The sequence below is a fragment of the Kitasatospora sp. NPDC059327 genome (assembly GCF_042752535.1).
In the GTDB taxonomy this organism is placed as follows: domain Bacteria; phylum Actinomycetota; class Actinomycetes; order Streptomycetales; family Streptomycetaceae; genus Kitasatospora.
Genome location: NZ_JBHYYB010000098.1, coordinates 1 through 17155, shown reverse-complemented (window position 1 = coordinate 17155; position 17155 = coordinate 1). Strand labels below are relative to the sequence as shown.

Genomic DNA, 17155 nt, shown 5'->3' with positions numbered 1-17155 from the left:
CGCCACTCGGTAGCACTGGGCCGTCCGACTTGTCCGGGGCGGCCAGCGCACGGAGTGCGACTACCGGCAGCCCTCACTCCACTACATTGAGCGCGGGCGTGTCGCCGGTGCGGCGGCATGGGTATGGCGGGACCGACGACGGTCGGGCCGGGCGGGCGAGGGAGCGGGGCCGTACATGGGACTGGACGGGGCACGGGGCCACGGCGAGCGGACCACCGCCGCACCTGCGACACCGATGCCGCACCAACGCCCCGGCCGTCCCGCGGCGTCCCCGCCCTTCGATCTTCCCGCCTGGGTCGCCGCCCCCCGCCCCGCCGCCGCCCCGGGCGTCTACCGGCAGGGCCACGCCGAGGTCGACCCCGACCGGGCGGAGGACGCCAAGGTCCCGACCTGGCCACTCCTCCTGCGGGCCGGACTGAATGCGGTGGTGGGGTGGCTGGCCTTCCTCTACGGGACGCAGTTGGTGCTCCGCCTGATTGTCCTGACGGTCTGGGTGGAGCATCCGTCCGATACGGCGGTCACCGTGGTGGGTCTCTCTGTCAACGTGCTCGTGCTCGCCGTCGTGATCAAGGTCTTCGGCCGGATGGGCCGCTGGCCCGAGGTGTGGCGGCGGTACGTGGCGCCGTTGATGGCACGCATGGTGACCAGGGAGGATCCGGTCGAGGACGGCGCGGCCGCGCAGGCCGAGTGGACGGGCGACCCGTGGGCGGCGCTGCGGCTCGGCGGGGCGGCCGCGGCGGCGGGCCGGCTGGACGGTGAGCCCACCGGGGACGTCGACTACGTGCGGATCCAGCGGGCCTGGGAGTCGGCCCAGGCCGACCCGCTGTTCGTGCCGGCCTTCGTCGAGCAGGTGGCCGCCCGGGGGGCGGCGGCCTTCGCCCACCCCTCCGAGGCGCGCGAGCTGGCCGGGCGGGACGAGCAGCACGATCTGCTGCTGAGCCAGGTGCGCCTGGGCACCACGCAGGACGTGCCGAAGAACCCGTTGACGCACCGGGCGGCCGGTTTCGCGTTGGACCCGTCGCTGCTGGGCACCTCGCTGCTGGCGGTCGGTCCGGCGGGGACCGGGAAGACGGCGCGGCTGGCCCGGCCGGTGGCCGAGGCGCTCTGCCTCCAGGCGCTGGCCGGTACCGCGTGCGCGGTGGTGATCGGCGCGGCGGACGCGGAGCTCGGGCCGGACGCCTGGTACGACGTGGTGATCGCGCCCGGGGACCAGGGGTCGGCGTACGGCCTGGACCTCTACGGCGCGGTGCGGGATCCGGACGAGGCGGCCGCCCGGCTGGCCGAGGCGCTGCTGCCGGACGAGCTGACGGCCCGCGCGGAGACCGCCCGGACGGCGTTGCAGCAGGTGGTCGGGCCGTTCCACGCCGGGTTCGGCCGCTACCCGGCGGTGCGGGAGCTGCGGGCGCTGCTCGGCGGTGAGCCGGAGGCGCTGGAGGCTCTGGTGAAGGCCCTCCGGGCGGCGGGCCGGCTGGGGGCGTACGAGCGGGACCTGGAGCACCGGGAGCGGCAGCGCGGCCGGGCGGACGATCCGGGGGCGCTGCTGGCGGACCGGTTGGCGCTGCTGGACCGGCCGGCCTTCGAGGGGGCGTTCGCGACCGACGGCACCGGTCGCCCGCCGTTCGCGATGCGGGTGCTGGACCACCCGCTGCGGGTCCGGGTGAAGTTGCCGGAGCGCAGTCACCCGGAGGCGGCGCGGATGCTGTCGAGGCTGGTGGTGGGCCAGTTCGTGCAGGCCGCGTCGGCCCGGGAGGACCGCTCGCTCTTCGCCGGTCTGGTGGTTGACGACGCCTCGGCGGCGCTGGACGCGCAGATCGTGCGCGGGTTGCAGCGGCTGCGCGCGGCCAACGCGGGCGCCGTTCTGCTGCTGCGGACCCTGGTCGATCTGCCCGAGGCGCTGCGGGCGCCGCTGTTCGGGGCGGTCGGCTGCCGGATGGTGTTCCCGGGGATCGCGCCGTGGGACGGGCGGTTGTTCTCCGAGGCCTGGGGCACGCACCTGGTCCGGGAGACGGCGGTGACGCACGCGCCGGACACCTCGGGCGGTCTGGTCCGCCGGGCCGGGCGGCTGGGGCGCAAGGCCTTGTCGGGGACGACGGCGCAGACCGAGTCGGTCACGACCCGGGAGGTGGAGCGGCTGCGCTGGTCGCCGTCGGATCTGGCGCACGCGCTGCCGGCGGGGCACGCGGTGGTCTCGCTGACGGCGGTCTCGGGTGAGCAGGTGCCCCCGCTGCTGGTGGATCTGCGGGGCTGAAGCTCGCCTCCGAGGTGGATTCGGCAGTGCCGGTTGTCCGGGGCGTCCATAATGTGGGGAGAGACCCTCACCAGATTCCCCAGCCCTCTCCCCGCCCGGCCGCAACGGCGCGGTCAGGTCGTCCCCCGAAGGTGCCATGCCTCCCACACTCGCCTCCGTCGTCCGCAACACCTCGCTCCATCTGACGGTCCTCGCCGGTGCGGACCACCTGGAGCGGCCGGTCCGCTGGGTGCACACCAGTGAGCTGGACGACCCGACGCCGTTCCTCGAAGGCGGTGAGCTGCTGCTCACCACCGGCATCAAGCTGGGCCGCACCGCGGCCCGGTTGCAGGCGTACGTGCACCGGTTGGCCGACGCGGGCGTGGTGGGGCTGGGCCTCGGCGTCGGCCTGTCGCACACCGAGGTGCCGCAGCCGCTGGTGGACGCGGCCGCCCAGCGCGGGCTGCCGCTGCTGCGGGTGCCGGAGCCGACGCCGTTCATCGCGATCAGCAAGGTCGTGTCGGCGGCGCTGGCCGCCGAGCAGTACGAGGCGGTCACCACCAGCTTCGAGGCGCAGGAGGAGCTGACCCGGGCGGCGCTCGGCAAGGACGGCACCACGGCCGTGGTGCGTCGGCTGGCGGCCCGGCTGGGCGGTTGGGCGGCGCTGTACGACGGTTCGGGCGCGCTCTCGGTGGTGGCCCCGGACTGGGCGGCACGCCGGGCCGGCCGGCTGGCGGCCGAGGTGGACCGGCTGCGCCGGCGTCCGGCGCCGTCGAGCGCCGCGCTGCAGGGGCGTTCGCCGGGGATAGACACCGCGGACGAGGACTACGTGGTGGTCCAGTCGTTGGGGGCGGACCGCCGGGCCCGCGGCTTCCTCGCGGTCGGTACCGAGGACCGGATCACCCCGACCGAGCGGTATGTGCTGAACGCGGCGGTGGCGCTGCTGACCCTCACCCTGGAGCGCTCGCGCGAGCTGCGCCAGGCCGAGGAGCGGATGGGCGCCGCGCTGCTGAGGATGGTGCTGGCGGGCGAGGTGGCGACCGCGCGGCAGGTGGCGGCCGGGCTCTTCGGCGGTCTGCCGGAGGGGACGGTCCGGGTCATGGTGGCCGGGGCGGGCCAGGGGGTGGACGCCACCGAGGCGCTGGGCGAGCTGGGCGACCGGGCCGAGCAGGCCGGTGCCCGGGTGGGGGAGAAGCTGCTGGTGGCGCGTGAGGAGGGCGGCGCGCACGGGCCTCGGCTGATGGTGCTCGCCCTCGACAACGGCGCGGTGCACCGGGCCTGCCTGGGGGCGGTGGAGGAGCACGAGGGCCTGTCGCTGGGGGTCTCGGCACCGGCCGCGCTGGAGGAGGCGGGCACCGCGAACGCGCAGGCCGAGCGGGCGCTCGCGGTGGCGCTGCGCGGCGGCCGCCGCTCGGTGGACCACGAGGAGGTCGGGGCCGGTTCGTTGCTGCCGCTGCTGGGCGAGGACGCCGTGACGGCGTTCGCGGAGGGGCTGCTCCGTCCGCTGCGGGACCACGACCGCACCGCCCGCGGGGACCTGGTGGCCTCGCTGCGCGCGTGGCTCTCCAGACACGGCCAGTGGGACGCGGCCGCCGCCGATCTGGGCGTGCACCGGCACACCCTGCGCTACCGGATGCGGCGGGTCGAGGAACTGCTCGGCCGTTCGCTGGACGACACCGATGTCCGGATGGAGCTCTGGCTGGCCCTCCGCTCCGGCGAGGAGTGAGGCGCCCGGGGCACGGTGGGCCGGGGCGCGGCGGGTCCGGGGAGTGACGCGCCCGGGAGCCGCAGGCCTCGGGAGTGACGGGCCTCGGGAGTGACGCGCCCCCGGGGCGCCGCCGGCCCGGGGCGTACGGCCGGGCCGCTGGACGGGATGGAGTGGCCGCGACGGCGAACGCTACTTCGTGGCCAACCCGGTCGGCGCGTCGCCGCCCCTACCCTCGATTCTGGTTCCACGTCCGTGGGGCCGTGAGGACGACGAGGAGAGGGCCGGTACCACGGTGACCACCACGTACGATTTCTGGCTGGCCGGCCGCCGGGCGAGCGGCGACGCCGACTTCGAGGTGCACAACAGCTGGGACGGCCGCCTGGTCGGCAAGGTCGGCGTCCCGACCGAGGCGCAGGTCGAGGAGGCGCTGGACGCCGCCGTGGCCGCGCTGCCGGTGTTCGCCGCCACCCCCGCGCACGTGCGTGCCGCCGCGCTGGACCACGTGGCCAAGCGGCTGGCCGAGCGCACCGAGGAGATCGCCCAGCTGATCACCGCCGAGAACGGCAAGCCGATCAAGTGGGCGCGCGGCGAGGTCGGCCGTGCCGTCTCGGTGTTCCGCTGGGCGGCCGAGGAGGCCCGCCGCACCAACGGCGAGACCATGCGACTGGACACCGACCCGGGCGGCGTGGGCCGTTTCGCGGTGGTGCGCCGGTTCCCGCGCGGCGTGGTGCTGGGCATCGCCCCGTTCAACTTCCCGCTGAACCTGGTCGCCCACAAGGTCGCCCCGGCGATCGCGGTCGGCGCCCCGATCATCCTCAAGCCGGCTCCGGCCACCCCGCTCTCCGCGATGGTGCTGGGCGAGATCCTGGCCGAGACGGACCTGCCGGCCGGCTCCTGGAGCGTGCTGCCGGTGCCGAACGACCGGATGCCCGCCCTGGTGCAGGACCCGCGCCTGCCGGTGATCTCCTTCACCGGTTCGGACAAGGTCGGCTACCAGATCATGGACTCGGTGCCGCGCAAGCACACCACCCTGGAGCTCGGCGGCAACGCCGCTGCCGTGGTGCTCGCCGACTGGTCCTCCGAGGCCGACCTGGACTGGGCCGCCACCCGGATCGCGATGTTCGCCAACTACCAGGGCGGTCAGTCCTGCATCTCGGTGCAGCGGGTGATCGCCGACGCGTCGGTCTACGACGCGCTGGTGGAGCGGATCGTGGCCAAGGTCGAGGCGCAGGTCACCGGTGACCCCAACGACGACGCCACCGACGTCGGCCCGCTGGTCGACGAGAACGCCGCGAAGCGGGTGGAGTCCTGGGTGGACGACGCCGTCGCCAAGGGCGCCAAGGTGCTCACCGGCGGGACCCGCGAGGGCGCGACCTACGCCCCCACCGTGCTCGCCGAGCTGCCCGGGGACGCGATCCTGGCCAAGGCCGAGGTGTTCGGCCCGGTGCTGTCGCTGCACCGGGTGAACGGCACCGAGGAGGCTTTCGCCGCGGTCAACGACTCCGCCTTCGGCCTGCAGGCGGGCGTCTTCACCCGCGACCTGCAGACCGCCTTCCGGGCCCACCGGGAGCTGGAGGTCGGCGGTGTGATCATCGGCGACGCGCCGTCCTACCGCGCCGACCAGATGCCGTACGGCGGCGTCAAGGACTCCGGCGTCGGCCGTGAGGGCGTCAAGTACGCGATGGACGACTACACCGTGGAGAAGGTCCTGGTCCTCACCGGCCTCGACCTCTGATCCCGGCGTCCGAGGGGCCCGGTACCACTGCGGCGCGGTGGCACCGGGCCCCTCGGCGTGCCCGGGGGGTTCAGCCGCGGCCGGCCGCGGCGCCGACGGCCTCCGCCACCGCGGCGTTGCCGGCGACCAGTTCCAGCGTCTGCCCGGCGGTGCCCGGTTCGCGCAGCAGTTCGGCCAGGACGGCCGCCACGTCGGCCCGGTCCACCGCGCCGCGTTCGACCGAGGGGGCGAGCCGGACCAGTCCGGTGCCGGGCCCGTCGGTGAGCCGGCCGGGGCGCAGCACCGTCCAGTCGAGCGTGTCGCGGGCGCGGACGGCGTCGTCGGCGGCGCCCTTGGCCCGCAGGTAGGTCTCGAAGACCGGGTCGGCGGGGTGGTCCGCGTGGGCGTCGGCGCCCATCGAGGAGATGATCAGGTAGCGCCGGACGCCGGCGAGCTCGGCGGCGTCGGCGAGCAGGACGGCCGCGTCGCGGTCGACGGTGTTCTTGCGGGCGGCGCCGCTGCCCGGGCCGGCGCCGGCGGCGAAGACCACGGCGTCGGCGCCGGTGAGCAGCTGGGCGAGTTGGGGGGCGGTGGCGCTCTCCAGGTCGAGCAGCAGTGGCTCGGCCCCGGCGTCCACCAGGTCCTCGGCCTGTTCGCGGCGGCGGATGAGGCCGGCGGGGCGGTCGCCGCGCTCGGCGAGCAGCCGTTCCAGTTTGAGCGCGATCTGTCCGTGGCCTCCGGCGATGACGGTACGCATGGCTCCGACGGTAGCCCGGGACGCACGGCCGCGTCCTGCGGAGGCCGGTCGGCAGGACACAATGGGCGCATGACTTCGCTCGCCCACCCGCAGCTGCGCTTCACCCCCGTGGTGAAGGACCCTTCCGCTCCCCGGGAGTTGGTGATCCTCGGCTCGACCGGTTCGATCGGCACCCAAGCCATCGACGTGGTGCGCCGCAATCCGGACCGGTTCCGCGTGGTCGCCCTGTCGGCGGCCGGTGGCCGGGTGGAGCTGCTGGCCGAGCAGGCCCTGGAGCTGGGCGTGCACACCGTGGCGGTCGCCGATCCGGCGGCCGAGCCCGCGCTGCGCGAGGCGCTGGCGGCGAAGGCCGCGGGCCGTCCGCTTCCCGCCGTGCTGGCGGGGCCGGACGCGGCCACCGAGCTGGCCGGCGTGGAGTGCCACTCGGTGCTGAACGGCATCACCGGGTCGATCGGGTTGCGTCCGACGCTGGCGGCGCTGCGGGCGGGCCGGGTGCTGGTGCTGGCGAACAAGGAGTCGTTGATCGTCGGTGGCCCGCTGGTGAAGGCGGTGGCGCGGTCCGGGCAGATCGTGCCGGTGGACTCCGAGCACGCCGCGCTGTTCCAGGCGCTGGCCGGCGGTACCCGGGCCGAGGTCCGCAAGCTGGTGGTCACCGCGAGCGGTGGCCCGTTCCGCAGCCGTTCGCGCGAGCAGCTGGCCGGGGTGACGCCGCAGGACGCGCTGGCGCACCCGACCTGGGCGATGGGCCCGGTGGTGACGATCAACTCGGCCACCCTGGTCAACAAGGGCCTGGAGGTGATCGAGGCGCACCTGCTGTACGACGTGCCCTTCGACCGGATCGAGGTCGTGGTCCATCCGCAGTCGGTGGTGCACTCGATGGTGGAGTTCGCGGACGGCTCGACGCTGGCGCAGGCCAGCCCGCCGGACATGCGGATGCCGATCGCGCTGGGTCTGGGCTGGCCGGACCGGGTCCCGGACGCCGCGCCCGGCTGCGACTGGACGAAGGCCGCCACCTGGGAGTTCTTCCCGCTGGACAACGAGGCCTTCCCGGCGGTGGAGCTGGCCCGCGAGGTGGGTTCGCTGGGCGGGACGGCCCCGGCGGTCTTCAACGCGGCGAACGAGGAGTGCGTCGAGGCCTTCCTGAAGGGCCGCCTCGCCTTCACCGGAATCGTGGACACTGTTGCCAAGGTCGTGGCCGAGCACGGACAGTACGACGGCGGGCGGGTCGCGGCGGGAACTTCTCTGACCGTCGAGGACGTCCTGCACGCGGAGGACTGGGCCCGGGCCCGGGCCCGCGAGCTGGCGGCGGGCTGACGGCCCCAGCCGCGGTACGACAAGAGGACGAGCTGAGCGCAATGACGGAGGGCCAGCGGTGGCAACGGTTTTGACGGTGGTGGGCATCCTGGTCTTCGCGGTCGGGCTGCTCGTCTCGATCGCCTGGCACGAGCTCGGCCACCTGTCGACGGCCAAGCTGTTCGGCATCAGGGTGCCGCAGTACATGGTCGGCTTCGGTCCGACCGTCTGGTCCCGCCGCAAGGGCGAGACCGAGTACGGCGTCAAGGCGATCCCGCTGGGCGGGTACATCCGGATGATCGGGATGTTCCCGCCCGGTGCGGACGGGCGGATCACCAAGCGCAGCAGCTCGCCCTGGCGCACCATGATCGAGGACGCCCGGGAGGCCTCCTACGAGGAGCTCCAGGAGGGTGACGAGAGCCGCCTCTTCTACACCCGCAAGCCGTGGAAGCGCGTCATCGTGATGTTCGCGGGCCCGTTCATGAACCTGATCCTGGCCTTCGGGCTGTTCCTGACCGTGATGATGGGCTTCGGCGTCTCGATGACGGTGCCCACCATCGGCACCGTCGCGGAGTGCGTCGTCAAGGCCGGCCAGCCGACCGACAACTGCCCGGCCGACGCGCCGCGGACCCCCGCCGCCGAGGCCGGGCTGCGCCCCGGCGACAAGGTGGTCTCCTTCGACGGCGACCGGATCGGCGGCTACGACCAGCTCCAGGCGGACATCCGCCGATCGGCCGGGAAGACCGTGCCGGTCGTGGTCGAGCGGGACGGGCAGCAGCTCACCCTCAACCCGACCATCGCCGTCAACGACGTCCAGAAGTACGACGGCAACGGCATGCCGATCAAGGGCGAGACGGTGCGGGCCGGATTCCTCGGTTTCACCCCGACCAGCGGTGTCGTCCGGCTGGGCGTGGGGCAATCCCTCGACCGGATGTACGACATGGCCGAGAGCGGCGTGAAGTCGCTGGTGGCCCTGCCGGGCAAGGTCCCGGGCCTGTGGAACTCGGTGGTGGACGGCGCCCCGCGCGACGTCGACTCGCCGATCGGCATGGTCGGCGCGGCCCGGGTCAGCGGCGAGGTCTTCTCGCTCGACATCCCGGGATCCCAGCGGGTCGCGTACTTCGTGAACCTGCTGGCCGGCATCAACCTGTCGCTCTTCCTGTTCAACATGCTGCCGCTGCTCCCGCTGGACGGCGGCCACATCGCGGGCGCCCTCTGGGAGTCGGTCCGCCGCCGGTTCGCACAGTTGTTCAAGCGGCCCGATCCCGGTCCGTTCGACGTCGCCCGGCTCATGCCGCTGGCCTACGTCGTGGCCAGCGTCTTCATCGGGTTCACCCTGCTGGTCCTGGTCGCCGACCTGGTCAACCCGGTCAAGATCAGCTAGTCGCCGGGTACGGCTGGTGTGCCCGGGGCCACCACCGTGCCGTACCGTGGGGGCCGGGCGCGCGTTTCATCGGCGCGCCCGGCCCAGGCCGTCGAACGGCCGGATCGACCACACCTCAACCCCGGGGAACCCTGCGCACATGACCGCGATCTCGCTCGGTATTCCGTCCCTGCCGCTCAAGCCGCTCGCCAAGCGCCGTGTCTCCCGGCAGATCATGGTCGGCAACGTGCCGGTCGGTGGCGATGCCCCCGTCTCCGTGCAGTCGATGACCACCACGGTCACCTCGGACATCAACGCCACGCTGCAGCAGATCGCCGAGCTCACCGCCTCGGGCTGCCAGATCGTGCGGGTCGCCGTTCCGTCCCAGGACGACGCCGACGCCCTGCCGATCATCGCGAAGAAGTCGAAGATCCCGGTCATCGCGGACATCCACTTCCAGCCCAAGTACGTGTTCGCCGCGATCGACGCCGGCTGCGCCGCGGTCCGCGTCAACCCGGGCAACATCAAGGCCTTCGACGACAAGGTCGGCGAGATCGCCAAGGCGGCCAAGGGCGCCGGCATCCCGATCCGGATCGGCGTCAACGCTGGCTCGCTCGACAAGCGCCTGCTGGAGAAGTACGGCCGGGCCACCCCCGAGGCGCTGGTCGAGTCCGCGCTCTGGGAGTGCTCGCTGTTCGAGGAGCACGACTTCCGCGACATCAAGATCTCGGTCAAGCACAACGACCCGGTCGTGATGATCAACGCCTACCGCCAGCTCGCCGCCGCCTGCGACTACCCGTTGCACCTCGGCGTCACCGAGGCCGGCCCCGCCTTCCAGGGCACCATCAAGTCCGCGGTCGCCTTCGGCGCGCTGCTGGCCGAGGGCATCGGCGACACCATCCGGGTCTCGCTGTCGGCCCCGCCGGCCGAGGAGATCAAGGTCGGCAACCAGATCCTGGAGTCGCTCGGCCTGCGCCAGCGCGGCCTGGAGATCGTCTCCTGCCCGTCCTGCGGCCGCGCCCAGGTCGACGTCTACAAGCTCGCCGAGGAGGTCACCGCCGGCCTGGAGGGCATGGAGGTGCCGCTGCGCGTCGCCGTCATGGGCTGCGTCGTCAACGGTCCCGGCGAGGCCCGCGAGGCCGACCTCGGGGTCGCCTCCGGCAACGGCAAGGGCCAGATCTTCGTCAAGGGCGAGGTCATCAAGACCGTGCCCGAGTCCAAGATCGTCGAGACCCTGATCGAGGAGGCCCTCAAGCTGGCCGAACTGATGCAGGCCGAGGGTGTCGAGGCCGGTGCCCCGACCGTGACCGCCGCGGAGTGACCGGCGGTCGGTAGTCTTCCGGAGGCGGGGCCGTCCGTGCGCGGACGGCCCCGCGGCCGTAGCCGGGTGGGGCCACGGAGTAGGGTGCGGCCAGAGTCGTCTCAGTGAGGTGCTGTCTCGATGCTCGATCGAGGTGTGATGCTCCCCAGCTCGTTCCAGGCCGCCCGCGCCCTGGCGACCACGCGCGTCCTGGAGGCCCCCGACCTCGCGGACACCCTGGCGGTGCTGCGCCGCGACCCGGTCGCCAACGCCTTCGTCGCGACCCGGGTGGAGGCCGTCGGGCTGGACCCGTGGCGCCTCGGCGGGGAGATGTGGGGCTGGTACGACGAGCGCGGCGAGCTGGACGCGCTGTGCTACGCCGGTGCGAACCTGGTCCTGGTCAACGCCGGTCCGCAGGCCGTGCAGGCCTTCGCCGAACGGGCCCGCCGGCAGGGCCGCCGCTGCTCCTCGATCGTCGGCCCGGCCGAGGCGACCGCCGCGCTCTGGGCGCTGCTGGAACGCAGTTGGGGCCCGGCCCGGGAGGTCCGCGCCCACCAGCCGCTGCTCGCCACCACGACGCCGTCCGCCGAGATCGCGCCCGATCCGCTGGTGCGACGGGTGCGGCGCGACGAGATCGAGCTGCTGATGCCGGCCTGCGTGGCGATGTTCACCGAGGAGGTCGGGGTCTCCCCGCTGGCCGGTGACGGCGGCCTGCTCTACCAGGCCCGGGTCGCCGAACTGATCTCCACCGGCCGCTCGTTCGCCCGCTTCGCGGAGGACGGCCAGGTGGTGTTCAAGGCCGAGGTCGGTGCCGTCACGGAGGGCGCCTGCCAGATCCAGGGCGTCTGGGTCGACCCGGCCCACCGCGGCCGCGGCCACTCAGAGACGGGCATGGCCGCCGTCCTGGACATCGCCCTGCGTGAGGTCGCCCCGGTGGTCTCGCTCTACGTGAACGACTACAACCTGCGGGCCCGCGCCGCCTACCGCCGGGTCGGCTTCCGCGAGGTGGGGGCGTTCATGAGCGTGCTCTTCTGATCTCCTTGCCACCTGTGCCCGCGCGGGGGCCGGACGGGTAGTAACGTCCGGGGCATGGATCAGCTGACCGGGGTGACGATCGAGGCCATCGACCTTGCGGCGTGGGCTCCGCAGGCGCTCGATGTCCAGGCGGTGGCGTTCGGGCTGACCCCCGAGGAGGTCCTGGTCCGGCTGCACATCGTCGGGCGGCACGCGCAGCAGCCGGGGGTGATCGCGCTGGGCGCGCTCAGCGGCGGCCGCCTGGTGGGCTTCGGGTACGGCATGCCCAACCGCCGGGATCACTGGTGGAGCACCGTGATCCAGCCCTATCTGGAGACCCGCGGGTACGGCGCCTGGCTGGACGACGTGTTCGCGGTCACCGAACTGCACGTGCTGCCCGAGTTCCAGGGGCAGGGCATCGGCTCCGCCCTGATCGGGAACCTCTGCGCGCGGTCCGGGCTGCCGCGCACCATCCTCTCCGCGATCGACGCCGAGACGCCCGCCCGTCGGCTCTACCGCTCGCTCGGCTACCGGGACCTCGCGCGGGCGGTGCACTTCCCCAACACCGAGCGCCTGTACGCGGTGATGGGCGCCGAACTGCCGCTGCGGGGGCCGGACCGGGCTCAGAGCGCGCCGGCGAACTCCAGGTAGAGCTCGGCGTCCTCCCGGCGGCCCGCCGCCAGGGCGCGCAGCCCGAGGTCGGCCGCGCGGAACAGCGTCCAGCCGCGCAGCCGCTCCCGGTCCACCTCCAGGGCCTCCGCGAGCTGGTGCAGCCGGCGGCGGACGGCGCCGGGGACGCCGGGGGAGCCGACCAGGGTGTCCGCCCGGTCCAGGGTCAGCCGGGCCAGGTCGTAGGCCCGCTCGCCGACCAGCGGCCGGGGGTCGATGGCCAGCCAGGGCGCGCGGTCGGCGGCGAGCACGTTGCCGTGGTGGAAGTCGCCGTGCAGCAGGGTCTCCTCGGCCGCGGAGGCGAGCAGTCCCTCGGCGGTGTCCAGCGCCTCGGTCACCAGCGCGGCGGCCTCACCGGCACCGGGGAGCCCGGCGCGGCGGCGCAGGTCGGCCGCGGTCGAGGCGGCCCGGTCGGCGAGCGTGGCGAAGCCGTGGTTCCCGGGCGGGTCCACCCAGAGCCGGTGCAGCAGGCTGGTGGCCTCCAGCATCGCCTTCGGTTCGGCCAGCGAGCGCAGCGGGATCTCGCCGTGCAGCCGTTCCAGCAGCAGCGACCCCTCGGCGGGGTCGGAGTCCAGCAGCAGGACGGCGCCGCGGCCGGCCCACTGGGCGAGGGCGGCGTGCTCCCGGTCGGTCTCCGGGGTGACCAGCCCGGTCTTGAGGACGGCGGGGCTGAGGTCGTCGCGGTGCACGTAGGCGACCAGGCTCAGGCTGCCGCCCGGGTCGATCACCCGTTCCAGCGTGAGGTCCCAGCGGGTCAGTCCGGTGCCGACCCGGGCGGGCAGCTCGGCCAGCCAGCGACGCCCCTCCTCGTCCGTGCCGACGCTTCGCGTCAGCCACTCGGGGACGGTGATCTGTCCTGGTGCTGCCGACATGCTGGCCTTCCGGTTGCCGCTTCCCCCGTGGTGCTACCCGTCCATTGTCGGTCATGGCGGTGAAACCGCAGGTCAGCGATCCGGGAAGGCGGTCTCGGAGGGCGGTCCCGGAAGGCGGTCCCGGACGGTGCGTCGCAGGTCGGGGCGGCCGTGGGCGGTCAGCCGGTGGCGCTGCCGGTCGTGGCGGAGGGCGCGCCGACCGGGTCGGGCAGGCCGGGGAACGCGGTGGGGGCGGCGCCCCAGCGGCGGGCCCGCAGCGCGCACTCGCGCAGCGCGTCGGCGGCGGTGGCGCGCTGGGGGCCGGTGACGGCGCCGACCAGGTCGGCGTAGACCGCGGTGAGCCGGCTCTCCAGATGGGCGGCCAGCCGGGCGGCGCCGGCCGCGTCGGTGACGGCGAACGGCAGCTGGTAGCCGGCTGCCGCCGCGCTCGGGGTGGCGCCGGCCCCGCCGAGGAGACGCTGCCAGGCGTCCCGCCGGGTCTGGTGGGCGGCCAGGGCGGTCCGCGCGTCGGCGCGCTGCTGGTCGTCGGGGAGCCGGGCGCCGACCACGCCGTAGCCGTAGATCGCGGCGTGCTCGGCGCCCAGCGCGCCCTGGAGCGCGCTGAGCGCCTCCGGCCCGGCGCCCGCCGCGCTGGCGGACGGGGAGCCGGACGGGGAGCCGGCGGACGGGCCGGAGGTGGTGGCGCCGGGGGAGGGCGTACCGGACGCGGTCGCCGGGTCGGTCGGTCCGGGCGGGGCGGCGGCCGCGGGCGCGGTGTCGCCGAGGGCGACCGCGTGCAGCACCCCGGCCGCCGAGACCGAGGCGAGCAGCCGGGCCAGCTGCGGCGAGGCGGCGCCGAGGTCGGCGAGCCGGGTCTGGGCGGTCTGCCGCTCCAGGGAGGCGAGCGCGGTGGCGGTGGTCACCGTCGAGGCGGGCGCGGTGGCGCCGGGCGAGCCCGACGGGGACTCCGAGGCGCTCCTGGACGCGGTCCCGGAGGCACCCCCCGACGCGGTCCCGGAGGGGGCGGCCGAGGCGCCCGGGAGCCCGGCGGCCAGTGCCGCCCGCTGCTGGACCACCTCGGCCCGCAGCGGTTGGAGCAGCCCGGCCTGGCCGGCCCCGGGCCCGGCCAGCAGGGCGTCGTACCCGGCGAGCAGCGTGTCGGTGGCGCTGACGGCGCGCCGGCGGACCGGCTCGTCCGGGTCGGGGCGGCGGCGCTCGCCCGGGCCACCGCCGTCCTCGCCGTGGTGGGATCCGGTACAGGCCGCGATGGCGCCGCCGGTGCTGAGGAGCAGTCCGAGGGCCAGGAAGGTCCGTCGGCTGGGCGGCTGCATCGGTGTCACTCCGGGGCGTGTACGGGAGGACGGCCTGCCCGCCTGCCCTCGTTGGCGTGAATGATTACAGAATCCTCACGTGTCCGGGTCCGGATTCCCAGGCCCGGGGTGGTGCCCCGGTGGTGTGAGCTTGCTCGCAGTGGGTGGCGCCCGGGCGTCCGCGCGTGGTCCGGAATCGGTGGTTCGCGGCTTCACCGGATAGGATTTGGGCCGAGCTGCCGCGACCCGGCCTGCGCCGGACCGGCGCCGGGCGGCGCGGTGCGCCCTCTGACAACAGCAGACGCGGCCGAGGAGTCCACCCGGATGAGCACCACCCACATCGACCGGCTGCGTGCGTTGCTGGAGCCGTTGGCCGCCCGGGCGGGCCTGGACCTGGAGGACGTCAACGTCACCCAGGCGGGCAGCCGCCGACAGGTGCAGATCGACGTGGACGCCGACGGCGGCGTGGATCTGGACGCCATCGCGGAGTTCAGCCGGATCGTCGGGGACGCCCTGGACGAGTCCGAGGTGATGGGCGCCGGCGCGTACGTGCTGGAGGTCGGCTCGCCGGGCGCGGAGCGTCCGCTGGTCGAGCCCCGTCACTGGCGCCGGGCCGAGGGCCGGCTGGCCGCCGTTCACCTGGTCGACGGCGGGGAGATCGTCGCCCGGGTGCTGGAGGCGGACGAGGACGGCGCGCTGGTCGAGGTGCAGCCGGTGAAGGGCCGCGGCCGGCCCAAGGAACGCCGTCTGGAGTACACCGAGGTGGCCCGGGCGCGCGTCCAGGTGGAGTTCAACCGCAAGGACGACAAGCTCCTCGACGAAGCCCCGGACTTCGTGGACGACGACTCGGCGGACGACGGCGCCGAGGAGGGGGACGACGGTGGGCAGTGACGATCCGCACACCGACCGCACCATGACGAACGTGACGAAAGACGAGGAGGCGTAGCCGTGGACATCGACATGAGTGCCCTGCGCACGCTGGTCAACGAGAAGAACATCCCCTTCGACCTGCTGGTCGAGTCCATCGAGTCGGCCCTCCTCACCGCGTACCACCGCACCGAGGGCTCGCGCCGTCGGGCCCGGGTCGAGCTGGACCGCAAGTCGGGCCACGTGACGGTCTGGGCGACCGAGGACCCGGCGGAGCTGGACGAGGGCGTCGAGCCGAAGGAGTTCGACGACACCCCGAGCGGCTTCGGCCGGATCGCGTCCAGCATCGGCATCCAGGTGATGATGCAGCGCCTGCGCGACGCCGCCGACGACCAGACCTTCGGTGAGTACGCGGGCAAGGAGGGCGACATCGTCACCGGTGTCGTCCAGCAGGGCAACGACCCGAAGAACGTGCTGGTCGACATCGGCAAGCTGGAGGCCATCCTGCCGCCGCAGGAGCAGGTCCCGGGCGAGGACTACCGGCACGGCACCCGACTCAAGTGCTACGTGGTGGCCGTGCGCCGGGGCGTGCGCGGCGCGTCGGTGACGCTCTCGCGCACCCACCCCAGCCTGGTGAAGAAGCTGTTCGCGCTGGAGGTCCCGGAGATCGCCGACGGCAGCGTGGAGATCGCCGCGATCGCCCGCGAGGCCGGCCACCGGACCAAGATCGCCGTCTGGTCGCGCCGCTCCGGGCTGAACGCCAAGGGCGCCTGCATCGGCCCGATGGGCAGCCGGGTGCGCGCGGTGATGGGCGAGCTGCACGGCGAGAAGATCGACATCGTGGACTGGTCGGAGGACCCGCGCGAGATGGTCGCCGCGGCACTGTCCCCCGCACGGGTGACCAGTGTGGAGATCGTGGACCTGCAGCAGCGCTCCGCACGGGTGATCGTGCCGGACTACCAGCTGTCGCTGGCGATCGGCAAGGAGGGCCAGAACGCCCGCCTGGCCGCCCGTCTGACCGGCTGGCGGATCGACATCCGGCCGGACACCGAGGGGCAGCCCGAGGACGGTGGCCGGGAGTCCTCGGCCGAGTAGCCGAGTCCGGGTACCTACGTTCCACCGCCCCCCGCCGTTCCGTCCCGGATCGGCGGGGCGGCGCCATGTCCCTTCGGAGGGGTAGACTTGCCTTCGTCTGGCCGGACGCACGTCCGAGCACGCCCGGAACGCACCTGCGTGGGCTGCCGCAAGCGCGCGGCCAAGCACCAGCTGTTGCGTGTCACGGCGGTCGAGGGCGTTTGCGTCCCCGACCCCCGGGGCGCACTCCCGGGCCGGGGCGCACACCTGCACCCCGATCCGGCCTGCCTCGACCTCGCGGTCCGCCGTCGGGCGTTCCCCCGGGCCTTCCGGCTCCAGGGCGCACTCGACACGGAGCGGCTCCGCGAGTACATCGAGGAGCGGGCAGGCGACACCCCGGCGCCCTGAGCTTCCTCAGGCCGTTCCGGTGGGCACCTCCCTGTTACGGCCGCCGCTCCACGCGGCGGAGAACCACCGCACCAAGCACAGTGCGCGGGCAGCCGCGCGCCGTGCCACCAGTCAGGTACCTCGCGATGTGGAAGTAGGTCGAGATTGCGATGAGCACTCGATGAGTACGCGATGAGTACGCGATGGGTACGCCCATGAAGTAGCGACAGTCCGGCGGACGAGACCCCCGGACTCATAGACAGGAGTGAAGTGGCTAAGGTCCGGGTTTACGAACTCGCCAAGGAGCTCGGCTTGGAGAGCAAGGCCGTCATGGCCAAGCTCACCGAGCTCGGAGAGTTCGTCCGTTCGGCGTCCTCGACGATCGAGGCGCCGGTCGTGCGCAAGTTGACTGACGCTCTGGGAGTCGCCCCCACTGGTGGCGCTGCCAAGCCTGGCCCGCGGAAGCCCGCGGCGCCCCAGCCCGCCGGTGGTTCCGCCGCCGGCGCGGCCGCACCCAAGCCGGGTGCCCCGACCCCGGGTCCGCGCCCCGCCGCGACCCCGGGACCCCGTCCCACCCCCGCCGCCGCGGCGCCCGCCGCCCCGGCCGCGCCCGTCGAGGCG

14 protein-coding genes and 1 pseudogene are annotated in these 17155 nt (G+C 74.2%); 12 read left to right on the top strand and 3 right to left on the bottom strand.

What is annotated here, in order from left to right:
* The first annotated feature begins 175 nt into the window (after positions 1-175).
* The 3 genes from ACFXHB_RS36510 (at position 176) to ACFXHB_RS36500 (ending at position 5670) form a co-directional block, all read left to right on the top strand.
* Positions 176-2248: an ATP-binding protein gene (locus tag ACFXHB_RS36510; RefSeq protein ID WP_380579946.1), complete on the top strand. Its 2073-nt coding sequence runs from the start codon at positions 176-178 to the stop codon at positions 2246-2248.
* A 136-nt stretch (positions 2249-2384) separates the two neighbouring features.
* Positions 2385-3953, top strand: coding sequence for a PucR family transcriptional regulator (locus tag ACFXHB_RS36505; RefSeq protein ID WP_380579944.1), 1569 nt, complete (start codon positions 2385-2387; stop codon positions 3951-3953).
* Positions 3954-4227: 274 nt separating this feature from the next.
* Entirely contained in the window at positions 4228-5670 is a 1443-nt protein-coding gene (locus ACFXHB_RS36500; RefSeq protein ID WP_380579942.1) for an aldehyde dehydrogenase family protein, read from the top strand.
* A gap of 70 nt (positions 5671-5740) precedes the next feature.
* Here ACFXHB_RS36500 and ACFXHB_RS36495 read toward each other — a convergent pair whose 3' ends face one another.
* Complete coding sequence (locus ACFXHB_RS36495; RefSeq protein WP_380579940.1) at positions 5741-6406, bottom strand: NAD(P)H-binding protein; 666 nt, start codon at positions 6404-6406, stop codon at positions 5741-5743.
* A gap of 69 nt (positions 6407-6475) precedes the next feature.
* Here ACFXHB_RS36495 and dxr point away from each other — a divergent pair, with 69 nt between their 5' ends.
* The 5 genes from dxr (at position 6476) to ACFXHB_RS36470 (ending at position 12027) form a co-directional block, all read left to right on the top strand.
* The gene (gene dxr, locus ACFXHB_RS36490) at positions 6476-7720 is read left to right on the top strand and encodes a 1-deoxy-D-xylulose-5-phosphate reductoisomerase (protein WP_380579938.1); all 1245 of its coding nucleotides are present in this window, start codon (positions 6476-6478) and stop codon (positions 7718-7720) included.
* A 58-nt stretch (positions 7721-7778) separates the two neighbouring features.
* On the top strand, positions 7779-9083 hold the full coding sequence (locus ACFXHB_RS36485) for a M50 family metallopeptidase (RefSeq protein ID WP_380579936.1): 1305 nt from the start codon (positions 7779-7781) through the stop codon (positions 9081-9083).
* A gap of 139 nt (positions 9084-9222) precedes the next feature.
* On the top strand, positions 9223-10383 hold the full coding sequence (ispG, locus tag ACFXHB_RS36480; protein ID WP_380579934.1) for a flavodoxin-dependent (E)-4-hydroxy-3-methylbut-2-enyl-diphosphate synthase: 1161 nt from the start codon (positions 9223-9225) through the stop codon (positions 10381-10383).
* A gap of 138 nt (positions 10384-10521) precedes the next feature.
* Positions 10522-11397 carry a GNAT family N-acetyltransferase gene (locus ACFXHB_RS36475; RefSeq protein ID WP_380579972.1) on the top strand — a complete coding sequence of 292 codons (876 nt, stop codon included), beginning with the start codon at positions 10522-10524 and terminating at the stop codon, positions 11395-11397.
* A 54-nt stretch (positions 11398-11451) separates the two neighbouring features.
* A complete protein-coding gene (locus ACFXHB_RS36470) occupies positions 11452-12027 on the top strand; it encodes a GNAT family N-acetyltransferase (RefSeq protein WP_380579932.1) in 576 nt (191 codons plus the stop codon).
* Here the strand turns inward: ACFXHB_RS36470 and ACFXHB_RS36465 are convergent.
* Complete coding sequence (locus ACFXHB_RS36465; RefSeq protein ID WP_380579930.1) at positions 12000-12917, bottom strand: aminoglycoside phosphotransferase family protein; 918 nt, start codon at positions 12915-12917, stop codon at positions 12000-12002. The two genes, ACFXHB_RS36470 and ACFXHB_RS36465, sit on opposite strands and share 28 nt — an antisense overlap.
* Before the next feature lie 158 nt (positions 12918-13075).
* Positions 13076-13537, bottom strand: a pseudogene (locus tag ACFXHB_RS36460) (ferritin-like domain-containing protein); the annotation flags it as partial.
* A 993-nt stretch (positions 13538-14530) separates the two neighbouring features.
* Here ACFXHB_RS36460 and rimP point away from each other — a divergent pair.
* The 4 genes from rimP to ACFXHB_RS36440 all read left to right on the top strand — a co-directional run.
* Positions 14531-15097, top strand: coding sequence for a ribosome maturation factor RimP (gene rimP, locus ACFXHB_RS36455; protein WP_380579928.1), 567 nt, complete (start codon positions 14531-14533; stop codon positions 15095-15097).
* Between the two features lie 57 nt (positions 15098-15154).
* Entirely contained in the window at positions 15155-16168 is a 1014-nt protein-coding gene (gene nusA, locus ACFXHB_RS36450; protein WP_380579926.1) for a transcription termination factor NusA, read from the top strand.
* Between the two features lie 138 nt (positions 16169-16306).
* Complete coding sequence (locus ACFXHB_RS36445; RefSeq protein WP_380579924.1) at positions 16307-16555, top strand: YlxR family protein; 249 nt, start codon at positions 16307-16309, stop codon at positions 16553-16555.
* 249 nt (positions 16556-16804) lie between these two features.
* A partial coding sequence (locus ACFXHB_RS36440) for a translation initiation factor IF-2 N-terminal domain-containing protein (RefSeq protein WP_380579922.1) occupies positions 16805-17155 on the top strand: 351 nt, incomplete at its 3' end.

Bases quoted from the DNA above. Each gene is read 5' to 3' on its own strand.
- rimP (WP_380579928.1), top strand. From the start codon at position 14,531: ATGAGCACCACCCACATCGACCGGCTGCGTGCGTTGCTGGAGCCGTTG.
- ACFXHB_RS36505 (WP_380579944.1), top strand. From the start codon at position 2,385: ATGCCTCCCACACTCGCCTCCGTCGTCCGCAACACCTCGCTCCATCTG.
- ACFXHB_RS36475 (WP_380579972.1), top strand. From the start codon at position 10,522: ATGCTCCCCAGCTCGTTCCAGGCCGCCCGCGCCCTGGCGACCACGCGC.
- dxr (WP_380579938.1), top strand. From the start codon at position 6,476: ATGACTTCGCTCGCCCACCCGCAGCTGCGCTTCACCCCCGTGGTGAAG.
- ACFXHB_RS36470 (WP_380579932.1), top strand. From the start codon at position 11,452: ATGGATCAGCTGACCGGGGTGACGATCGAGGCCATCGACCTTGCGGCG.
- ispG (WP_380579934.1), top strand. From the start codon at position 9,223: ATGACCGCGATCTCGCTCGGTATTCCGTCCCTGCCGCTCAAGCCGCTC.
- ACFXHB_RS36465 (WP_380579930.1), bottom strand. From the start codon at position 12,917: ATGTCGGCAGCACCAGGACAGATCACCGTCCCCGAGTGGCTGACGCGA.
- ACFXHB_RS36510 (WP_380579946.1), top strand. From the start codon at position 176: ATGGGACTGGACGGGGCACGGGGCCACGGCGAGCGGACCACCGCCGCA.
- ACFXHB_RS36495 (WP_380579940.1), bottom strand. From the start codon at position 6,406: ATGCGTACCGTCATCGCCGGAGGCCACGGACAGATCGCGCTCAAACTG.